The organism is Chitinophaga sp. NPDC101104 (assembly GCF_050277495.1).
GTDB lineage: Bacteria > Bacteroidota > Bacteroidia > Chitinophagales > Chitinophagaceae > Chitinophaga.
This window is the reverse complement of sequence record NZ_JBNNSF010000001.1, coordinates 3,939,250-3,958,100: the sequence shown is the minus strand read 5'-3', so window position 1 is coordinate 3,958,100 and position 18,851 is coordinate 3,939,250. Positions and strand designations below refer to the sequence as shown.

At 57.5% G+C, this 18,851-nt stretch carries 15 protein-coding genes; 9 read left to right on the top strand and 6 right to left on the bottom strand.

From position 1 onward, the window contains the following. Positions 1 to 34 precede the first annotated feature (34 nt). The 5 genes from ACQKLP_RS16000 to ACQKLP_RS15980 all read left to right on the top strand — a co-directional run bounded on the left by ACQKLP_RS16000 (position 35) and on the right by ACQKLP_RS15980 (position 7,329). Positions 35 to 799, top strand: a complete 765-nt coding sequence (locus ACQKLP_RS16000) for a DeoR/GlpR family DNA-binding transcription regulator (RefSeq protein WP_427323773.1) — start codon at positions 35 to 37, stop codon at positions 797 to 799. Between the two features lie 265 nt (positions 800 to 1,064). Then, positions 1,065 to 3,035, top strand: a complete 1,971-nt coding sequence (locus tag ACQKLP_RS15995; RefSeq protein WP_427323772.1) for a tetratricopeptide repeat-containing sensor histidine kinase — start codon at positions 1,065 to 1,067, stop codon at positions 3,033 to 3,035. 32 nt (positions 3,036 to 3,067) lie between these two features. Next, positions 3,068 to 5,095 carry a tetratricopeptide repeat protein gene (locus ACQKLP_RS15990; protein WP_427323771.1) on the top strand — a complete coding sequence of 676 codons (2,028 nt, stop codon included), beginning with the start codon at positions 3,068 to 3,070 and terminating at the stop codon, positions 5,093 to 5,095. Between the two features lie 34 nt (positions 5,096 to 5,129). After that, positions 5,130 to 6,965 carry an ABC transporter ATP-binding protein gene (locus tag ACQKLP_RS15985; protein ID WP_427323770.1) on the top strand — a complete coding sequence of 612 codons (1,836 nt, stop codon included), beginning with the start codon at positions 5,130 to 5,132 and terminating at the stop codon, positions 6,963 to 6,965. Between the two features lie 49 nt (positions 6,966 to 7,014). Continuing rightward, positions 7,015 to 7,329 carry a DUF3817 domain-containing protein gene (locus ACQKLP_RS15980; RefSeq protein WP_427323769.1) on the top strand — a complete coding sequence of 105 codons (315 nt, stop codon included), beginning with the start codon at positions 7,015 to 7,017 and terminating at the stop codon, positions 7,327 to 7,329. Positions 7,330 to 7,425: 96 nt separating this feature from the next. On the opposite strand, the gene ACQKLP_RS15975 is transcribed toward ACQKLP_RS15980, so the two are convergent. Next, entirely contained in the window at positions 7,426 to 7,923 is a 498-nt protein-coding gene (locus ACQKLP_RS15975) for a DinB family protein (RefSeq protein WP_427323768.1), read from the bottom strand. A 107-nt stretch (positions 7,924 to 8,030) separates the two neighbouring features. Here ACQKLP_RS15975 and ACQKLP_RS15970 point away from each other — a divergent pair, with 107 nt between their 5' ends. Next, complete coding sequence (locus tag ACQKLP_RS15970) at positions 8,031 to 8,465, top strand: hypothetical protein (RefSeq protein WP_427323767.1); 435 nt, start codon at positions 8,031 to 8,033, stop codon at positions 8,463 to 8,465. A 4-nt stretch (positions 8,466 to 8,469) separates the two neighbouring features. On the opposite strand, the gene dusB is transcribed toward ACQKLP_RS15970, so the two are convergent. The 4 genes from dusB to ACQKLP_RS15950 are packed head-to-tail and all read right to left on the bottom strand — an operon-like array spanning position 8,470 to position 11,669. Further along, complete coding sequence (gene dusB / locus ACQKLP_RS15965; protein WP_427323766.1) at positions 8,470 to 9,507, bottom strand: tRNA dihydrouridine synthase DusB; 1,038 nt, start codon at positions 9,505 to 9,507, stop codon at positions 8,470 to 8,472. A 23-nt stretch (positions 9,508 to 9,530) separates the two neighbouring features. Then, positions 9,531 to 10,262, bottom strand: coding sequence for a metallophosphoesterase family protein (locus ACQKLP_RS15960; protein ID WP_427323765.1), 732 nt, complete (start codon positions 10,260 to 10,262; stop codon positions 9,531 to 9,533). 39 nt (positions 10,263 to 10,301) lie between these two features. Beyond that, positions 10,302 to 10,856, bottom strand: a complete 555-nt coding sequence (locus tag ACQKLP_RS15955) for a GNAT family N-acetyltransferase (protein WP_427323764.1) — start codon at positions 10,854 to 10,856, stop codon at positions 10,302 to 10,304. 18 nt (positions 10,857 to 10,874) lie between these two features. After that, the gene (locus ACQKLP_RS15950; RefSeq protein WP_427323763.1) at positions 10,875 to 11,669 is read right to left on the bottom strand and encodes a helix-turn-helix domain-containing protein; all 795 of its coding nucleotides are present in this window, start codon (positions 11,667 to 11,669) and stop codon (positions 10,875 to 10,877) included. A gap of 187 nt (positions 11,670 to 11,856) precedes the next feature. On the opposite strand from ACQKLP_RS15950, the gene ACQKLP_RS15945 reads away from it, so the two are divergent. Then, a complete protein-coding gene (locus ACQKLP_RS15945) occupies positions 11,857 to 13,362 on the top strand; it encodes an arylsulfatase (RefSeq protein ID WP_427323762.1) in 1,506 nt (501 codons plus the stop codon). A gap of 58 nt (positions 13,363 to 13,420) precedes the next feature. Then, complete coding sequence (locus ACQKLP_RS15940) at positions 13,421 to 15,991, top strand: family 78 glycoside hydrolase catalytic domain (protein WP_427323761.1); 2,571 nt, start codon at positions 13,421 to 13,423, stop codon at positions 15,989 to 15,991. Positions 15,992 to 16,091: 100 nt separating this feature from the next. On the opposite strand, the gene ACQKLP_RS15935 is transcribed toward ACQKLP_RS15940, so the two are convergent. Next, positions 16,092 to 17,831 (bottom strand): thiamine pyrophosphate-dependent enzyme, encoded by a 1,740-nt coding sequence (locus tag ACQKLP_RS15935; protein ID WP_427323760.1) that lies wholly within the window; start codon positions 17,829 to 17,831, stop codon positions 16,092 to 16,094. 82 nt (positions 17,832 to 17,913) lie between these two features. Between ACQKLP_RS15935 and ACQKLP_RS15930 the strand changes: the two genes are divergently transcribed. Further along, positions 17,914 to 18,774: an SDR family oxidoreductase gene (locus tag ACQKLP_RS15930; RefSeq protein WP_427323759.1), complete on the top strand. Its 861-nt coding sequence runs from the start codon at positions 17,914 to 17,916 to the stop codon at positions 18,772 to 18,774. Positions 18,775 to 18,851: the final 77 nt, after the last annotated feature.

The window sequence follows — 18,851 nt, the reverse complement described above, 5'->3', positions numbered from 1 at the left end:
AAAGATAATTTAACATTCAGAAAGCCCCACGCATATGAACATCACGGAAAGGCACCAATTGATACTCCAGGAGCTGCAGGAGAAAGGGAAAGTCGATATCCAGGAACTGAGCGAAAAGCTCCAGGTTTCCGGCGTCACCATCCGCAAAGACCTCAAGCTGCTGGAAGAAAAGAAACTCCTCTTCCGCACCAAGGGCGGCGGCTCCACCCAAAACCCCTACGCCATCGAGCGCCCCATCAACGAGAAGGAATTCATCCGCATGGAGGAAAAGAAGAAGATCGCCCGCGCAGCCATGGAGCTCATCGGCCATAACGATTCCATCATCATCGGCTCCGGCACCACCGTCTTCGAACTGGCCCGCATCCTCCACCCGTCCAAACACATCACCGTCATCACCCCCGCGCTCAAAGTGGCACTCGAGCTCTGCAACCGCCCGAACGTAGACGTGCTCCAGATCGGCGGCCTCATCCACCAAAGCTCGTCTGCCGCCGCCGGCTCCTTTGCCGAACGGCTGCTCGACGATATCTCCTGCGGCGTCCTCTTCGTCGGCGTAGACGGCATCGATCCCGAATTCGGCCTTTCCATCACCAATCTCGCCGAAGCCAGCCTCAACATGAAAATGATCGGTCTTGCCCAAACCGTGGTCGTAATGGCAGACAGCTCCAAATTCGACCGCCGGGGCATCGGCCGCATCTGCAGCCTCGAACAGGTGGATTTCATCATCACCGATAACCAGGTAGACAGCGCCACCGTGCAGATGTTGCAGGACCGCGGCGTGAAAGTCATCCTCGCCCCCTGATTTTTTTTGCCGGCTATTTAAAAAGTTGAGTACATTTACGCAATTCGAAAAATGCGCGGTTTACTCAGCGAAACTTCGTATGCCGTTCAAACCGGCCATCGGCGCATATTAGCAGCATATTCCTGGTTTTTTTACAGAGCAGTCGGGCGCATTCCGGATACCATCCGGGACAGATCCGCTGTGTGCCAGCAGCATATGTCCGGAAAGGGAAACGGGTGTGTGACCAATTGTATCATTCGTATCAACCTTTTATAGAACGCCCTGTATGTTCCGCATCCTCTCTTCATTCAGCTTTCGGTCGCTGCCGGCCGTTATATCGCTCGTTGTGTGCGCGTATGCCTGCCGGCAACCCCTGCCTGTGCCGGAAACCATTACGGCCGTCCCTTCCGCCGATACCGCGGCCGTCCGCACTTTGCTCCGCTCCGCCAAAGCCATCGCCGAATCGCTGCCCGATTCCGCGTCGAAAATGTATGATTCCGCCTGGCGGATGAGCCTCGCGGCCAAAGACACCTGGGCCATCAGCATGAGCCTTTTGGGAAAAGGGAATGCCGTTTCCGATACCGATTTTATCCTCGCCCGCGAATATTACCGCGGGTCGCTCCAGCTCGCCCTCGCGGTCGACAGTTTCGGACTGGCGGGCAGGGCCGCCACCAGCGCCGGCAGCACTTTCCTGCAGACCGGTCCGCCCGATTCCGCCGTGAAAGCCTACCTGTACGCCCTCGATCTCTATTCGAAAACGGACGATCCAACCGCCAGGTCCAGCACCTATAACAATCTCGCCATCGCATTCACGCAACTGGAGCAGGACGATAAATCGAAGGAATACCGGAGGAAAGCGATCGCCGGCTACCGCACGGCGAGCGACACGCCGAACCTCGTGCGCAGCCTTATCAACATGGGTTCCCGGCTGGAATACCCGGAGGCCATCCCGTACTTTCTTGAAGCGATCTCGCTGAGCGACAGGTCCAACTTCCCGCTTGGGAAATTTTATGCGCGCCTGGGCATCGGGGAAATGTACATCTCGAAAGCGAACTATGATTCCGCTTCCCATTTCCTCCGGCAGGCGGAAGCCATTACCGCGCTGCAACCCGTCAGCAAACCATACATGAGCGTCATGTACGCCGTGATGGCAAGGATGTATTACCTGCAGCGGCAGTACGCCACATCGCGCGCGTATTTCGGGAAGTCGACGAAGATCGCCCTGGAACTGGGGAAGCTGGACCTGCTCGAAAAGCAATACCGTGTGCTCACCAAAGTGAATATCATGCTGGGTTTACGGGAAGAGTCGGTGGAAGCGTTCGATAAATTCAACACCTATCGCGATAGCATGCAAAACCTCCAGGTCGAGCAATCGATCAATGAAATGGAAACCCGGTACCGCACGGCGGAAAAGGACCTCCAGCTGGCGCAGCAGGAGCGCAACCTCGCCCGCAAACAACTGGAGATCCGCAACCGGAACGCGGGCATCTACGCGCTTTCGGGCATCGTGCTGCTGCTCATCGTGGGCGGCGGGACGTATATGCTGCACATCCGCCAGAAACAGCTGCTCGCCGCGCAGCAACTGCTGACAATGGAACGCGAAGCCGAACTGGTAAAGGTGCAGGCCGCGATGGAAGCCGAAGAGAAAGAACGCGCCCGCATCGCCCGGAACCTCCACGACGGCGCGGGCTCCATCCTGTCTGGCGTAAAGCTGTACCTCGCTTCCCTCGAAAACCAGTACCGCGACCTGGCGGGATCGCCCGCATATAAAGACACGATCGGCCTGCTCAACGACGCCGTTTCCGAAATCCGCGAAACATCCCACAACCTCATGCCCAAAACCCTCCACCTCGAAGGCATCCATTCCGCCATCCGCGACTATTGCGAAAAAGTAGGCCGGAGCGAGCAGCTGGATGTGGAATTCCAGTCGTACGGCGAGCCCGCGCGGTTCGATATCGATTTCGAACTGATGATCTTCCGCACCTTCCAGGAACTGCTGAACAATGTTTTCAAACATGCCCAGGCTACGCAGGTGTTCGTTCAGCTGTCGTTTTCGCCGGAAGTGTTTTCATTGACGGTGGAAGACGACGGGAAAGGGATGAACGGCAATCCGGGAGACGGTATCGGGATGTTCGCCATCCATGCGCGGGTAGAGGCTTTCCGCGGAACGATGGATGTGGGTTCCTCCGGGTCCGGCACGTCTGTCCACCTTCAGTTTCCCGTTCCCGCAACAGCCGTCATCGAAAAAATATCATAACATCCATTCCATTAACCTGACATTCCCGGAACATGCAACCACGAAATTCCCGCACCCGCACCATCATCGGCATCTGTATGCTGATCTTCACAATAACGGCTTTCCACGCCCGCGCGCAAACGCTCGGGGAAGTGCACCGCATGCATAAGGCAAAGCTGCAAAACCTGAAAGAAGATACGCTGATGGCCGACCGCCTCTACGATTACGCCGCCGATCTCAACGAGCTCGACAACGATACCGCGCTCATCCTCATCGACCGGGCGCTGGCTATCAGCCAGCGGTTGGGCGACCGCAGGCGCACCGGCCTCATGTACGAAGGCCGTGCCAGCATCCTCCTCGCCAAAGGGCTCCTCGATTCCAGTATTTCCGCGTATGGCAAGGCGTTGGAATACCATGTGCCGGAAAAGAATTTCTACCGCGTGGGAACGGCCTGGACGGGCATCGGGAACGCGTTCATGCAGAAAGGCATGCTCGATACCGCGGCGCAGGCCTACTTCCGCGGGCTGGAAGCCTACCGGCAGGCGGGCGATTCCATCCGCATGGCGCATGCTTACAACGGCCTGGCCATCACGTTCAGCCAGATGGAGCAGCTGGAAAAAAGCCTCGAATACCTGAAAAAGGCCGACGCGCTCTACGTACTTGCCCGCGACACGAGCAACCACGTCAAAATGCTCATCAATATGGGCGATAAATTTACACGTATCGATCGGGCAGACGATGCGCTGACGGTGTTCCGGGAAGCGGTGCGGGTGAGCGATCTGGGCAAGTACCAGTTCGGTCGGTTTTACAGCCGCGTGGCGATGGGGGATCTGTACGCCACCAAAAAGCCGTATCCCGATTCGGCGCTGCTCTACCTGCGCGAAGCGGAGGCGATCTCCAAAGGGTTTAACCTGCCGCAGCTGTTCATCAGTTCCATGCAGGAAACCTTCGGGCTGGCGTTCTACGAATCCGGGAAATTCACCATGGCGCGCGATTACCTGCTGCGCGCAGAAGCCGGGCTGCTGGATGTCGGCCATGTGCCCACGCTCATGCAGCACTATCTGCTGCTGACGAAAGTGAATGTGAACCTGGGGCTGAAGGATGCGTCCATCAATACGCTGGCATCCTACGTCCGCTTCCGCGACAGTTTGCAGAAAACGGACGTCACAACGAAAGTGAACGAGCTGGAAACGAAATACCGGACACTGGAAAAAGACAAATCACTGGCCGATCAGCAATTGTCGATCACCAAAAAAGACCTGGAGCTGCGGAAGAAAAGCCAGCAGCTCGTTTTGCTCGGCGGCGGATTGATGCTGGTGCTGGCGCTCGCCGGCGGAGCGTATTTCCATTTCCGCCAGAAGCAACAATTGCAGCAGCAGCATTGGCAACTGATGCAGAAGGAGTCGGAACTGGCCGTGGCGCAGGCGTCGATGGAAGGGGAGGAGAAAGAGCGCGCCCGCATCGCGAGGAACCTCCACGACGGCGCGGGCTCCATTCTTTCCGGTGTGAAATTGTACCTCAATTCCCTCGAAAACCAATATAGCGAGCTCACGAAATCGGCTGCTTACCGCAATACGCTGGGCCTGCTCAACGAAGCGGTGACGGAAATCCGCGATACCTCGCACAACCTCATGCCGCGCCTGCTGTTCGAAGAAGGGCTGGATGCGGCCGCGGGCGCTTACTGCGAAAAGTTGGGCCGCAACAATTCGCTGGCGTTCGAATACCAGGCAACGGGCGAGCCCCGCCGGTTCCATCCCCGGTTCGAGCTCATGGTATACAGGATGTTGCAGGAGCTGCTGGGGAACGCCATCAAGCATGCCGAAGCCACGCAGGTGCTGGTACAATTGGAATTCAACGAAGATGGTTTGGGGATGACGGTGGAAGACGATGGAAAGGGCATCGATGCGTCCAAAGGCGACGCGGGTATCGGGATGTTCAGCCTGAAATCCCGCGCGGCGGCGTTTCGCGGTACGATGGACGTGGACTCCTCCGCACAGGGCACTTCCGTCCACTTCGATTTTCCTTCCAGCAGCCTCACCGCCCGGATGCATGCCACTTCGGACGAAGCGCCGGCCGGGTGACCGATTCCCGCGAAATCCGTAACTTCAGTGCCGCATGAGAAGACCCAGCAGAAAACCCGGAGAGCCCGATGTGAGCTTCAGGCAGCGGATGGCGGCGCTGAAGAATCTACCCGCCTTCTTTAAACTGGTCTGGCAAACCAGTCCCTGGATGACCACCTGGAACATCCTCCTCAGAGCCGCACAATCGGCCACGCCGCTCGGTTTGCTGTATATCAGCAAGCTGATCATCGACGAGGTGGTGCGCCTCACCCAATCCGCCGGAGATACCGGCTACACGTACCTCTGGCAACTGGTGGCCGCGGAATTTGCGCTGGTCGTTATTTCCGGGGCGCTCGGGCGCGCCATTGCGCTGGTAGACGGGCTCCTGGGCGAGCGCGTCGCCAATCACACCTCGGTGCGCATCATGCAGCACGCCGCCACGCTCGACCTCGACCAGTTCGAAGATTCCACCTTTTACGACAAACTGGAACGCGCGCGCCAGCAAACCGCCGGCCGCACGCAGCTCCTCAGCCAGGTGCTCACACAGGTGCAGGACGTTATCACCATGATCTTCCTCGCCGCCGGCCTGGTCACCTTCAGCCCATGGCTCATCCTGCTGCTGCTGGTGGCCGTGCTGCCGTCGTTCTTCTCCGAAACCCACTTCAACGACCGGTTCTATGCCCTGGCCTGGGGTGAAACCTCCGCCAGGCGGGAGCTCGATTACATCCGGTTCCTCGGTGCGAGCGACGAATCCGTCAAGGAAGTAAAGATTTTCAACCTCAGCCGCTACCTGGTCGACCGTTTCCGGGCGCTGGCGGATAAGTTTTACCGCGACAAAAAATCACTGTCCATCCGCTACAACATCTGGGCGGTGGTGTTTTCACTCGTGGGCAGCGCGGGATATTACGCCGCGTACGTCATTATCATCCTGCAAACCGTCCGCGGGCAGCTCTCCATCGGCGACCTGGCGTTTCTCGGCGGATCGTTCCGGCAGTTGCGCGGGTTGCTGGAAGGCGTGCTGATGCGGTTTACCAGCGTAACGCAGGGCGCCATTTACCTGCGCGACCTGTTCGAGTTTTTCGAGATTTCGCCCCGTATCACGCAGCCTGCGAAGGCGCGGCCTTTCCCGGACCCCATCCGTGAAGGGTTCGTGTTCGAAAATGTGGGCTTCAAATACCTGAATGCCACGCGCTGGGCCAACCGCCACCTCAATTTTACCCTCCACGCCGGTGAGAAACTCGCGCTGGTAGGGGAGAACGGGGCAGGTAAAACAACGCTGGTGAAGCTGCTCGCCCGTTTGTACGATCCAACGGAAGGCCGTATCCTCCTGGATGGGCACGACCTGAGGGAATACGATCTGAACGAGCTGCGGATGCAGGTGGGCGTGATTTTCCAGGATTTCCAGCGCTACCAGATGACCTTTTCGCAGAACATCGCCGTGGGCAACATCGCCGAAGTCGATAACCAGGCGCGGATCGAGCAGGCGGCGGAGAAAAGCATGGCCGATCTCCTCTATGGCCGCCTTCCCGCCGGCTATAACCAGATGCTGGGGCGGCGTTTCAGCAACGGGGTGGAACTGTCGGGCGGGGAATGGCAGAAGATCGCGCTGGCGCGGGCTTATATGAAGAATGCCCAGCTCCTCATCCTCGACGAGCCCACCGCCGCCCTGGACGCCCGGGCGGAATATGAAGTTTTCCAACGGTTTGCCGACCTCACCCGGGGCAAAACGGCCGTCCTCATTTCCCACCGCTTTTCCACGGTGCGCATGGCCGACCGCATCCTGGTGCTGGAAGGCGGGGAACTGCTGGAGATCGGTACGCACGAGGAACTGATCGCCAAAAAAGGGCGGTACGAAGAATTGTTTACCCTGCAGGCGGCCGGTTACCGGTAAACTGATCATAATCATATTTCGGAACGGGATTCCGGCGTAGGTTTGCGCCATGGAAAAACAACAGGACGCGCAAAAAAGCGCCCGGTCCATCAAACGTTTCAGGATCATCGCATGGCTCGAAGGGATTTCTTTCCTGGCGATCCTCTTCATTTCCATGCCGTTAAAACACTTTTTCGAAGAGCCCTGGCTCAATAAACAGCTGGGCATGGCCCACGGGCTCCTGTTCGTGCTGTACGTGGTGCTGGCCATCGAGCTGAAAACCATTCTGCAATGGTCCATGAAGAAAACGGCCATCGCCCTCGGTGCATCTGTCGTGCCGTTCGGGACGTTCTTCATCAACGAAAAATGGATCCACAAACAATAGTATTCTCTATCTTTCTTTACGATAATTTAGGCAAGCAAAAAAAAAGGGAGGCGTTTTCGCTTCCCTTTTCGTTTGTATGCGGTGAGGCACGATGCTTTACATCGAAGGCTCGTCGGCACTCGGCCCGTAGCTGCCGGGGATCGGGATGTCGAGCAGGCGAAGGTATACGCCCAGTTGCGCCCTGTGGTGGACGGTCTGGTTGTACGACATGCGGATCACCTCCGATTTGGGGTTCACGGCATGTATCTGGTCGCCGGTGCGTAGGGTCCAGGGTTGGCCGAAAGTAGATTCATCCGCCTGTTCGAGGCTGCTGGTCCCTTCCTGCAAAGCCTTTTCATGGATCGCCAGCAGGTCTTCGGCGCTGGACGCAGGCGTAGGCGTCCAATCCAATCCGGCGAAATCCAGCTCATCGGTCTCGATGGCCATTTTCGTCCAGGAAGGCAGCTCGGCGATATGAACGGCCAGGGTGCGCATGTCCATGCTCTTCGGATGCGGGCGCCAGTCGAGCTTGTCGGCCGGAATGCGGCTCAGCATCTTGCGGGTGGTTTCGGCCTCGCGGGCCATTTCTTGCAGTAAAGCGGGAATAGTTGTCATGATCTCAGTTTTTTTGGTTTGATGGTACAAAGATGAAACCGGGGCTTGACAACCCTATGTCAGCAGCTTTCATTTTTTTTTGTGTAGATTTAAAAAAATAATCTCCGATGCGAACTGCTGTTTTACTATCCATACCCGTTATCCTTTTCGCCTGCCAGTCTTCCCCGTCGGCCGGTCATTCCGCCGAAGGCGAAGCCAGCGCCCATTGTTACCGGAAGGTGACGGGAAAAGATACGTTCGAGTTGCAGCTGGTCGTGGATGATACCGACGTGAAAGGCGTGCTGGAATACAATTTTTTCGAGAAAGACAAGAATAAGGGTACTGTAAGCGGTACGTTGAGCCATAATATCTTCAGGGGCACATATCATTTTACGAGCGAGGGCGTTACGAGCGACCGCCCGGTGGTCTTCAAAATGATGGGAGATCAGCTGTACGAGGCGCTCAATAACGACATAGATTCCAATGGGGTGGTTGTTTTCGCGAAAGACGATGCCCATCTCACATTCGATCCTTCCCCTTACACCAAAACCGATTGCAGGTAAGTCGTTAAATCGGGCAATTTTCGTGGTAATCGATGAGCTGGATGGGTTCTTTTTCCATCTCGAAGCCTTCGTATTTCCGGAGCACTTCGTCCAGTACGGATTTGATCGCTTCCGGATCATTGAGGGTAACGAGGCGGTTGCGGAATTCTTTGATGCCGGGGAGGCCTTTCAGATAGGTGAGATAATGGCGGCGCATGGAGTAAATGCCTGCCTGCCCGCCCCGCCATTGCAGCGATTTATCGAGGTGCTGCTTGCACACGGCCACGCGTTCGGCCACGGTGGGCGCGGGGAGCTCCTGGCCGGTATTGAGGAAATGGCGCACTTCCCGGAAAATCCAGGGGTAGCCGATGGCGGCGCGGCCGATCATGATGCCGTCTACACCGAACCTTTCTTTATATGCCTTCGCTTTTTGCGGGCTGTCGATATCGCCGTTGCCGAAAATGGGAATGTGGATGCGGGGATTGTTTTTTACTTTGGCGATGAGCGACCAGTCGGCCTCTCCTTTATACATCTGGCAACGCGTTCTGCCGTGGATGGTGAGCGCCTTGATGCCCACGTCCTGCAACCTTTCGGCCACTTCTTCGATGTTTTTGGAATCTTCGTCCCACCCCAGCCGGGTTTTCACGGTAACGGGCAGGGAAGTGGCTTTCACGCAGGCGGCGGTGAGCCGGGTCATGAGATCGAGATTTTTCAGTACGCCGGAACCTGCGCCCTGCGATACGATCCCTTTTACGGGGCATCCGAAGTTGATGTCGAGGAAATCCGGTTTCGTGAGGTCTACGATCGCGGAGGCCTGGGCCATGCGGCCTTCATCCCCGCCGAAAATCTGAACGCCGGCGGGGCGCTCTTCGTCGAAAATATCCAGCTTGCGGCGGCATTTCGCCGAATCGCCCACCAAACCTTCACTGGAAATGAACTCGGTATACAGCAGATCGGCCCCGTTGGCTTTGCAGACCACCCGGAACGGCGGATCGCTCACGTCTTCCATGGGCGCCAGCAACAGGGGGAATTCCGGCAGTGTGATATGTTCGATTTTGACCATCGCGGCCGCAAAATTACGAAAAATCAGGGATTCCGGCCTTTTTCGCCGGGGTAGAGGTACATGACGGTGTCGCTCTGGGTACAATCCCCGGACCGGAGCTCCAGGGCCGATAATTTCCCGGCAAACCCGGCGCCGGTATCAACGTTCCAGACGTTGCCCGCGTGCATCGGCCTGAACTCGCCGTAATTGGTGGTGGGCGTGTGCCCGATGATGATTTCGTGGAAGAGCCGCAGCCGTTTGGGATATTGTACGTCCGTGGTTTTCAGTTTGGGATTGAGCGAAAGCGCCATTTCCCAAAGCGTACGGTCCCACATGTAATTATATTGATACCGTTCGAACTCGGGGCCGTGCATGGATGCGAACCCGGCGTGAATGTAAAGCCGGTTGTGCTCGTCGGTATAAAACTGCCGCATACGGCGGAAAAACGCGAGGTGCTGCAGCCTTTTTTCCTGGGAAAGTTTCTCGTAGCTCGCCACCGTGGCCATGCCGCCGTGCTGCAGCCAGAGGTCCAGCGCAGGCTCGCCGGCCAGCCAGGATTCGCACCAGGCGTCGTGGTTGCCGCGGAGAAAGATACAATCGTACCGCTGCTCCAGCTCCATCAGGTAGGCAATGGTTTCGGCGGATTCGGGCCAGCCGTCTACGTAATCGCCCAGGAAAACCAGCCGGTCGCCGGTCTGGGGCCGGATTCTTTCGATAATCTGTTGCAACGCCCGGTACGCCCCGTGGATATCGCCGATCGCAAAAGTTCTGCTCATGTGATGGCGAATGTACATTTTTTGGCGCTAACCTGTTTGTCAGCGATGCGGCGAGAGGAGGGAAAAGACGAAGATATCGGAGAATTTCCCGTTCCAGTACGATGCTTCGCGGAAAAAACCTTCCTTCACGAATCCTGCATGGGTCAGCACTTTTTCGCTGGCGGAATTGGCCGGGTCGATGATCGCTTCCACCGAATGCAGCCGGTACGTAACGAAACCATGTTGCAGCACGGCGGCGAGGGCTTCGCGCAGGATCCCCTTGCCGTGGTACGCGTCGTGCAGCATATATCCCACCTCGGCGCGGTGATGGGCGGCCTGCATCCGCACATACCCGATCACCCCGATCACTTTATCTTCGCCTTTCAGCGTAATCCCCCAGTTGATCGCTTCGTTGCGTTCCGCCATATCGGTAAACCGGTTGATGAGCTCCAGCGCATCTTCCTTTCCCGCCGCTCTCGGCCGGGGAATGAAATGCATCAACTGCGGATGGGAGCGCAGGTACAGCACTTCATCAACGTCTGACGGGCGAATCTGGCGGAGCAACAACCGGTCTGTAACGATCTCGGGTATGGGCGATAATTGTAAGGTGAGCATGCGGCAATTTAAACCAAATCAGGCTTCCATCGACAGCTCTTTCTTGTAATTGGTGAAATTCTTTCCCGAAGCGTTCTTAAAGTACTTCGAGAAGTGCGATTTGTCTTCGAACCCAAGATGGTACGCGATTTCCTTCATCGAATAATTCTCTTTGTGCGTGGCCAGCATCCGGGCTTCCGACAAAATCCGCCGGCGGATGTGCTCGCTCGCCGTTACGCCCGTCAGCTCCTTCAGCGTCGTGTTGAGGTGGTTGGCGGTGACGTGGAGGTGGGATGCGTAGTCGGTCACTTTTTTGAGGAGGATGAACTGCTGGTCGAGCAGCGAAATGAACTGCCGCACGAGCCCCGTTTTCCGGTCGGCCGAGTAGCCGGTCCGCGGTGCTGGCAAACATCTTGCGATCTGCCGGAGGAGGATTTTGAGGTAATCGCGGATCATATCGAGCCGGTAAGGCCGGTCGGATTCCCATTCTAGGCGGATGAGGCGGAGCAGCTGGAGTACGTCGCCCCGTTGCAGGTTATCCACACGGAGCACGGGTTTCCCGGCGGCGCCGAGCAGGCAGAGCTCATACACGAGCGGGATGTAATGGATGAAATCGTGGGTGAAAGTGAAGGCATGGCCTTTGGCGTCGCGGGAAAAAGCGCCTTCGCCGGATGCGGCGCTGCGGATGAAATAGAGGCCTTCCGCGGCGGGGGGCTGCTGGTCGAACAGGCAGGCGCCCTGTGTGAGGTGGACCAGCTGGATTTCGTTGCTGGCGCCGCCGGTACGGGCAGGGAGCGGCTGGAGGCGGAACGCCGGAACATCTTGTAATTGCATGATATTGGATTTTGGCGCTAATAACAACGATTGTTGTGCCAGCTGGTCTGGGACGAGCCGGAATCGCCTGTGGCGGAGGGTTTGGGGGATGGAAGGGAGCGCCCGGGCCGGCGGGTTTTTCCGCGAAATGCCGGTGCCGCCACGAAATATCATGACAGGTGCAACCGCCTTGTATTATCTTCAGGCAATGAAACGTATGATAAGCATTGGTCTCCTCCTGCTCGGGCTCTTCGTGCAGGAAGCGTCCGCCCAGCGCAAAAAGACTTCCGGCAGGAAGCCCAACATCATCCTGATCTATGCCGACGATCTCGGTGTCGGCGAAGTAGGCGCCTACGGCCAGCAAAAGATCGCCACGCCGCATCTCGACCAACTCGCCGCCCAGGGCATGAAATTCTCGAACTTTTACACGAGCACCCCCGTTTGCGCCCCCGCGCGGTGCATGCTCATGACGGGCCGGCATGGCGGGCATAGCTACATCCGCGGCAATTACGAAATGGGCGGCTTCGCCGATTCGCTGGAAGGCGGACAGATGCCCCTGCCCGAGAACACCCTCACCATCGCCCGGATGCTGAAAAGCGCCGGCTATAAAACGGGCGCCATCGGCAAGTGGGGTCTCGGCATGCATTACAATACCGGCAACCCCAACGATCAGGGATTCGATTACTTCTACGGATACTACGATCAGAAACAATCGCATAATTTTTACCCCAGCCACCTTTGGGAAAACGGCCGGTACGATACGCTCCGCAACCCCCCGATGTACGTGCACACGCCCTTGCAGCCCGCATCGGCCACGGATAAGGATTTTGAGCAATTCACGGGAAAAGAGTACGCCATCGATAAAATGACCGGCAAGGCACTGGAATTCATCCGTAAAAACGGCGACCAGCCATTTTTCCTCTACCTGCCCTATACGCTGCCCCATGTTTCCCTCCAGGCGCCAGACAGTGCCGTGCAGGCGTATGTCGGCAAATTCAACGAGCAACCTTACTACGGCAACAACGGCTACGCCGCCGCCAAATACCCGCTCAGCACGTATGCCGCCATGATCACCTACCTCGATTCGCAGGTCGGCATCGTCATGGAAGCCATACGTAAGGCCGGGCTCGATGGGGAAACGGTGGTCCTTTTCTCGAGCGACAACGGCGCTACCTTCAACGGCGGCGTGCAGGCGGCGTTTTTCAATAGCGCGGCAGGACTGAGAGGATTGAAAATGGACCTCTACGAAGGCGGTATCCGCGAGCCCCTCATCGTTCGCTGGCCCGGGAAAATTCCGGCCGGTTCTACGTCGGGCTTAATTTCCGCGCAATACGACCTCCTGGCCACTTTCGCTGAAATGGCCGGCATCGCCGTGCCGGAAAACGACGGTATTTCGCTGCTGCCCGAAATGAAAGGGAATCCCCGTCAAACCGCCCGCCGGGAATACCTCTATTTCGAATATCCCGAAAAAGGCGGCCAGCTGGCCATCCGCATGGGTAAATGGAAAGCCGTGAAAACCGGCCTGAAACAGGACATCACACGCCCCTGGGAGCTGTACGACCTCGATGCCGACCCCGCGGAACAACACAATGTGGCCGCTGCACATCCCGGCCTGATCCCCCGTTTCGACGCCATCGTGAAAAAGGAACACCGCCCCGCGCACATCCGCGAATGGGAATTCCTCGATGTGAAATGGCCGAAAGACACGAAATAACGCTTGAAGCAGGACGCACCGGGACAGTTGATCCCGGTGTTTTTTTATATTACGCGCCATGAAGCGTATATATTTCCTGGCAAGCCTGTTGGCCACCCTCCCAACTTTCGGACAGCAACCCGACGGCCTGCGCTGCGAGCACCTGGTAAATCCATTGGGCATCGACGCCGCACAACCACGGTTTACCTGGCGCATCGGTTCGGGGGAGCAGTCCAGCAGCCAGGTAACCGTCAGCAGTAGCGGCCATACCGTTTGGACATCGCCGAAAGTGAGCGGCGGAGCGGGTTTTATGCGATATGACGGCCCTGCCCTGGCGCCGTTTACCGATTACGAATGGAAGGTGACGGTGTGGGACGGCAGCCAATCTGCCGCCGCGACCGCCCGCTTCGAAACGGGCATGATGGGGCAGCGCGCATGGAAAGGCGCCTGGATCAGTGATGTGAACGACTTGGACCTCAAGCCAGCGGCCCTTTTCAGGAAATCGTTCCGGGCGAACGGGAAAGTCCGCAGCGCCAGGGCGTACATCGCCGCCGCCGGGTTGTACGAACTGTATGTGAACGGCCACCGCATCGGGGAGCATCGCCTCGATCCCATGTACACACGTTTCGACCGGCGGAACCTGTACGTTACCTGGGACGTGACGCGGGAAATGCAGTCCGGCGAAAATGTATTGGGCGTCATGCTGGGGAACGGATGGTACAATCACCAGTCCACCGCCGTGTGGGATTTCCATAAAGCCCCCTGGCGCGCGCGTCCGGCTTTCTGTATGGACGTGCGGATCACTTACGATGATGGCCGGGTGGAGACCATTTCCACCGGGAAAGACTGGAAAACCGCAACGGGTCCCGTCATTTTCAACAGCATTTACACCGCAGAGCATTACGATGCCCGCCTCGAAAAGGATGGTTGGGCCGATCATGGGTTCGACGATCAGGGATGGAAGCACGTGTTGCTGCGCGCGGCGCCTTCCATGAACGTGACCGCCCAGGCCATGGTACCTGTGGTGGCGAACGATACCTTGCCGGCGCAGCATTTTCGCAAATTCAGCGGCCAGCGTTACCTGTACGATCTCGGCCGGAACATTGCCGGTGTTTCGAAAATCACGGTGAAAGGGCCTGCCGGTACCGTGCTGCGGCTCCGCCACGCCGAAAGGCTGGATTCCTCCGGGCATGCCGATCAATCCAATATCGACGTGCATTACCGTCCCACAGACGATCAGGACCCGTTCCAGACGGATATTTTCATCCTGTCCGGCAAAGGGGAGGAAACGTTTATGCCCCGCTTCAATTACAAAGGTTTCCAGTTCGTGGAAGTGGAATCGAGCCGGCCGGTAGAACTGAAAAAGGAAAGCCTGACAGGATATTTCCTGCACAGTCAGGTTGCGCCGAAGGGATTTGTTCGTACATCCAACACCGTTATAAACAGGATTTGGGAAGCCACCAACAATTCGTACCTCTCCAACCTGTTCGGCTACCCGACGGATTGTCCGCAGCGGGAGAAAAACGGCTGGACGGGCGATGCGCACCAGGCCATCGAAACGGCGCTCTACAACTTCGACGGCATCACGGTTTACGAGAAGTGGCTCAACGATCATTTCGACGAGCAGCAGCCCAACGGCGTATTTCCTTCCATCATCCCGACCGGCGGCTGGGGCTATGAATGGGGGAATGGCCCGGATTGGACGAGTACCATCGCCATCATCCCCTGGAATATTTACCTTTTCTATGGCGATACCACGCTGCTCGCCCGTTCCTACGAAGCGATGCGCCGGTATGTAGACCATATCACGGAAATTTCGCCGTCCGGCATTACCACCTGGGGCCTCGGCGACTGGATTCCCGTCAAATCCAAAACGCCCGTTCCTTTCACTTCCACCGCATTCTATTTCACAGACGTTACGATCCTGGCGAAAGCCGCGAAACTGCTCGGTAAAGCAGATGACCATGTGCGATATTCCGCACTCGCCAGCCGCATCCGGAATGCGTTCAACGAAAAATACCTCAATGCCGCGGCCGGCATATACGGACAAGGCGTCCAAACCGAAATGAGCGTGGCATTGTATTGGGGATTGGTCCCCGATTCGCTCCGCGCCAAAGTTGCCGCCAATCTTTACAAACGCGTGGAAGCCGATAACTTCCACCTGGATGTGGGCCTGATCGGCAGTAAATCCATCCTGAACGCCCTCAGCGAAAACGGTTATGCGGATGCGGCGTACCGCATCGCGAGCCAGGAAGATTATCCAAGTTGGGGATGGTGGATCAAAAACGGTGCGACTACGCTGTACGAAAACTGGCCCATCAACGCCAAAAGCGATATTTCCCTCAACCACATCATGTTCGGCGAAATCGGCGCCTGGCTGTATAAAGGCATCGGCGGCATTTTTCCGGACGAGCGCAGTCCCGGGTTCCGGCATGTGCGCATGGTCCCGCATTTCGTGAAAGGCCTCGATCAATTCGAGTGCCACCACGACGGCCCCAATGGCCGCATTGTTTCTTCCTGGAAACGCAAAGGCAAAACCGTGACCTACACGATGACCATCCCGCCAAACAGCACGGCTACGCTGCAATTGCCCGGCAGGCCGCCGGTAACGGCAGGCGCGGGCAAGCATACTTACGAAATAAAGGACTGACCGATACGTCGATGTTACAAGCTAAAAAGCCTGTCGCCGCGGTTCCGGCGGACAGGCTTTCTTTTTTCGCCAGGGGTGAACCGGCGGATGGGAGGGGTTTTCAAAGTAATTCCTTCGCGTGGCGGATGTTGCTTTTGATGGTTTCCCAAACTTCTTCGAATTCGCCGTTCAGCATCAGTTTCGTCATGGAAGCCGCCATTCCGCGGACTTGTTTGAATTCGATTTTCGGAGGCATCGCGAGCGCGTTGGGGTCTGTCATGATGTTCAGCAGCACTGGCCCCGGCTGTGCGAAAGCGTTGCTGATGGCGGCTGTCACCTGACCGGGCTGTGAAACGGTGATACCGGGAAGGCCGTAAGCCTGTGCCAGCATCGCGAAATCCGGATTGTGCATGTCTGTCTGCCAGTCGGGCAGGCCGGCCACTTCCATTTCGAGTTTCACCATGCCCAGTGATCGGTTATTGAACACGATGATCTTTACCGGGAGTTTGTATTGTGCGATAGTCGCCAGGTCGCCGGTGGTCATGGACAGTCCGCCGTCGCCGCAAAGCGCCACCACGGCACGTTCCGGGGCGCAGAGCGCCGCGCCGATGGCCTGGGGCAGCGCGTTGGCCATGGAGCCATGGTTGAAGGAGCCGAGCAGTTCCCGGTTGCCGGTGGCATCGAGGTAGCGGGCGGCCCAAACGCAGGTCATACCCGTATCTACGGTGAAAATCGCGTCTGGCGGGGCTTTTTCGTTGATGGTGGCGGCAACGTATTCGGGATGGATTTTATTTTCGTCGCCGGCGTCTTTCACATAAGATTGCAGGCGGTCTTTCACTTTGGCGTAGAGTTTCAGTTCGTCGTCCAGGAAATCGCCGTTGGTTTTGGGTTGGATGAGGGGCAGGAGCGCGGCGATGGTTTCGCGCACGGTGCCGTGGAGCCCCTGGTGCAGGTGCGCCCTTCTTCCCAGGCGTTCCGCCTGCGCTTCGATCTGGATGATGCGGATATTATCTGGTAAGAACGGCGTGTAGGGGAAATCCGTACCCAGCAACAGCAACGTGTCGGCGTGATGCATGGCGTGGTAGGCGGAAGGCAATCCGAGCAGGCCGGTCATACCCACTTCGAACGGGTTGTTGTGCTGGACGGCCATCTTCCCCCGGAAAGAATATCCCACCGGCGCCTGGAGCGCCTTTGCGAGGGCGAGTATTTCGGGGTGCGCGCCTGTGGCGCCGATACCGCAGAAAATGGTGACTTTCCCGCTGCTGTTGAGGGTGTCGGCCAAGGCAGACAGTTCGCCGGGGGAAGGAATGATGCCGCTTTGCGTGGGGAACACGGTGTGCGAGGATTCCCCTTTTTCCGCGTCCAGTTCGGAAACGTCGCCGGGCAATCCGAACACGGCCACGCCTTTCCGACTAAGGGCGGTTTGCATGGCCATTTGCAGCATACGCGGCGCCTGGGCGGCGGTGGTGGCCATTTCGCAGTAATAACTGCAATCGTCGAACAGCTTATGGATATTGGTTTCCTGGAAGTATCCGGAACCGAACTCGCGGGACGGGATCGCCGAGGCGATCGCCAGCACGGGCGCGCCAGACCGGTGCGCGTCGTACAGTCCGTTGATGAGATGCACGTGCCCGGGCCCGCAACTCCCCGCGCAACAGGCGATCTTGCCCGTCAATTGCGCTTCGGCGCCGGCGGCATAAGCCGCGGTTTCTTCATGCCGCACGTGGATCCACTGGATGTTACCGTCGCGGCGAACGGCGTCGTTGAGATGGTTGAGGCTGTCTCCCGTAACGGCGTAAATCCTTTCCACGCCCGCGGCGCGCAGCATTTGAACGATCTGTTCTGCAACAGTTTGGGCCATTTGTGTGTTGTTTTTCAGAGTTATAACAGGCTTTCGGCCGAATAGTTGTCATGATATTTGTCATATTTAAAAAGTATCGATTATGATTTTGGTAACAGGCGTTACAGGGCATCTTGGCAAAGCCGTTCTCCGGGACTTGCTGCAGCGCACGGATGCGGGCAACGTGGCCGCGCTGGCCCGCAACCCGTCGAAGGTGGAAGGATTGCACGTGGCCGTCAGGCAGGCGGATTACAACGATCCCGCATCGCTGGTACATGCGTTCCGCGGCGTCGATACATTATATTTCGTGTCGGGGAACGACGTGCAGCGGCGGTTGGAGCAACACGGGAACGTAGTGAATGCGGCGAAGGAAGCAGGGGTTGGGCATATCGTTTACACGAGCTTCCAGCGGAAAGACGAATCCGGCCGTTCGCCCATCGCCGACGTGGCCGGCGGGCATCTCAAGACGGAAGCCGCCATTCGCGCATCGGGTGTTCCATTCACCTTCCTGCTGCATAATCTTTACCTCGATTTCATTCCGTTTTTCATCGGGAAAGACGTGCCGGATACCGGCGTCGTCTATCAGCCCGCGGGCAACGGGAAAACGGCGTTCGCCTCGCGAAACGATCTTGCGGAGGCGGCGGCGAATATTTTATTGTCGGCCGGCCATGAAGGGAAATCGTATAATTTTTCCAATACATCGGCCTGGAGTTATGGAGACATTGCGGAGATCATCGGCGGGATCGTGGGGAAGAAGATAGCATATGTTTCGCCCGCGCCGCAGGAGTTCCTGGCAACGTTGCAACAGCAGGGTGTTTCAGCGGAAGCGGCAGACGGGGCGCTGGCATGGGCCCTGGCGATCAGGGCAGGGGAATTCGATACGCCGGGGCAGGACCTGGAGCGGATATTGGGCCGTTCGCCCATGCAGCCGCACGAATTGCTCGCGAAGGTGTATGGAAAATGATCAGCTGCTCCACCGGTCTTGAAAATCTTGGCAGGCGCCAAGATTTTTTTTGTGCGGACGGGGCATTTTTGTGGCGT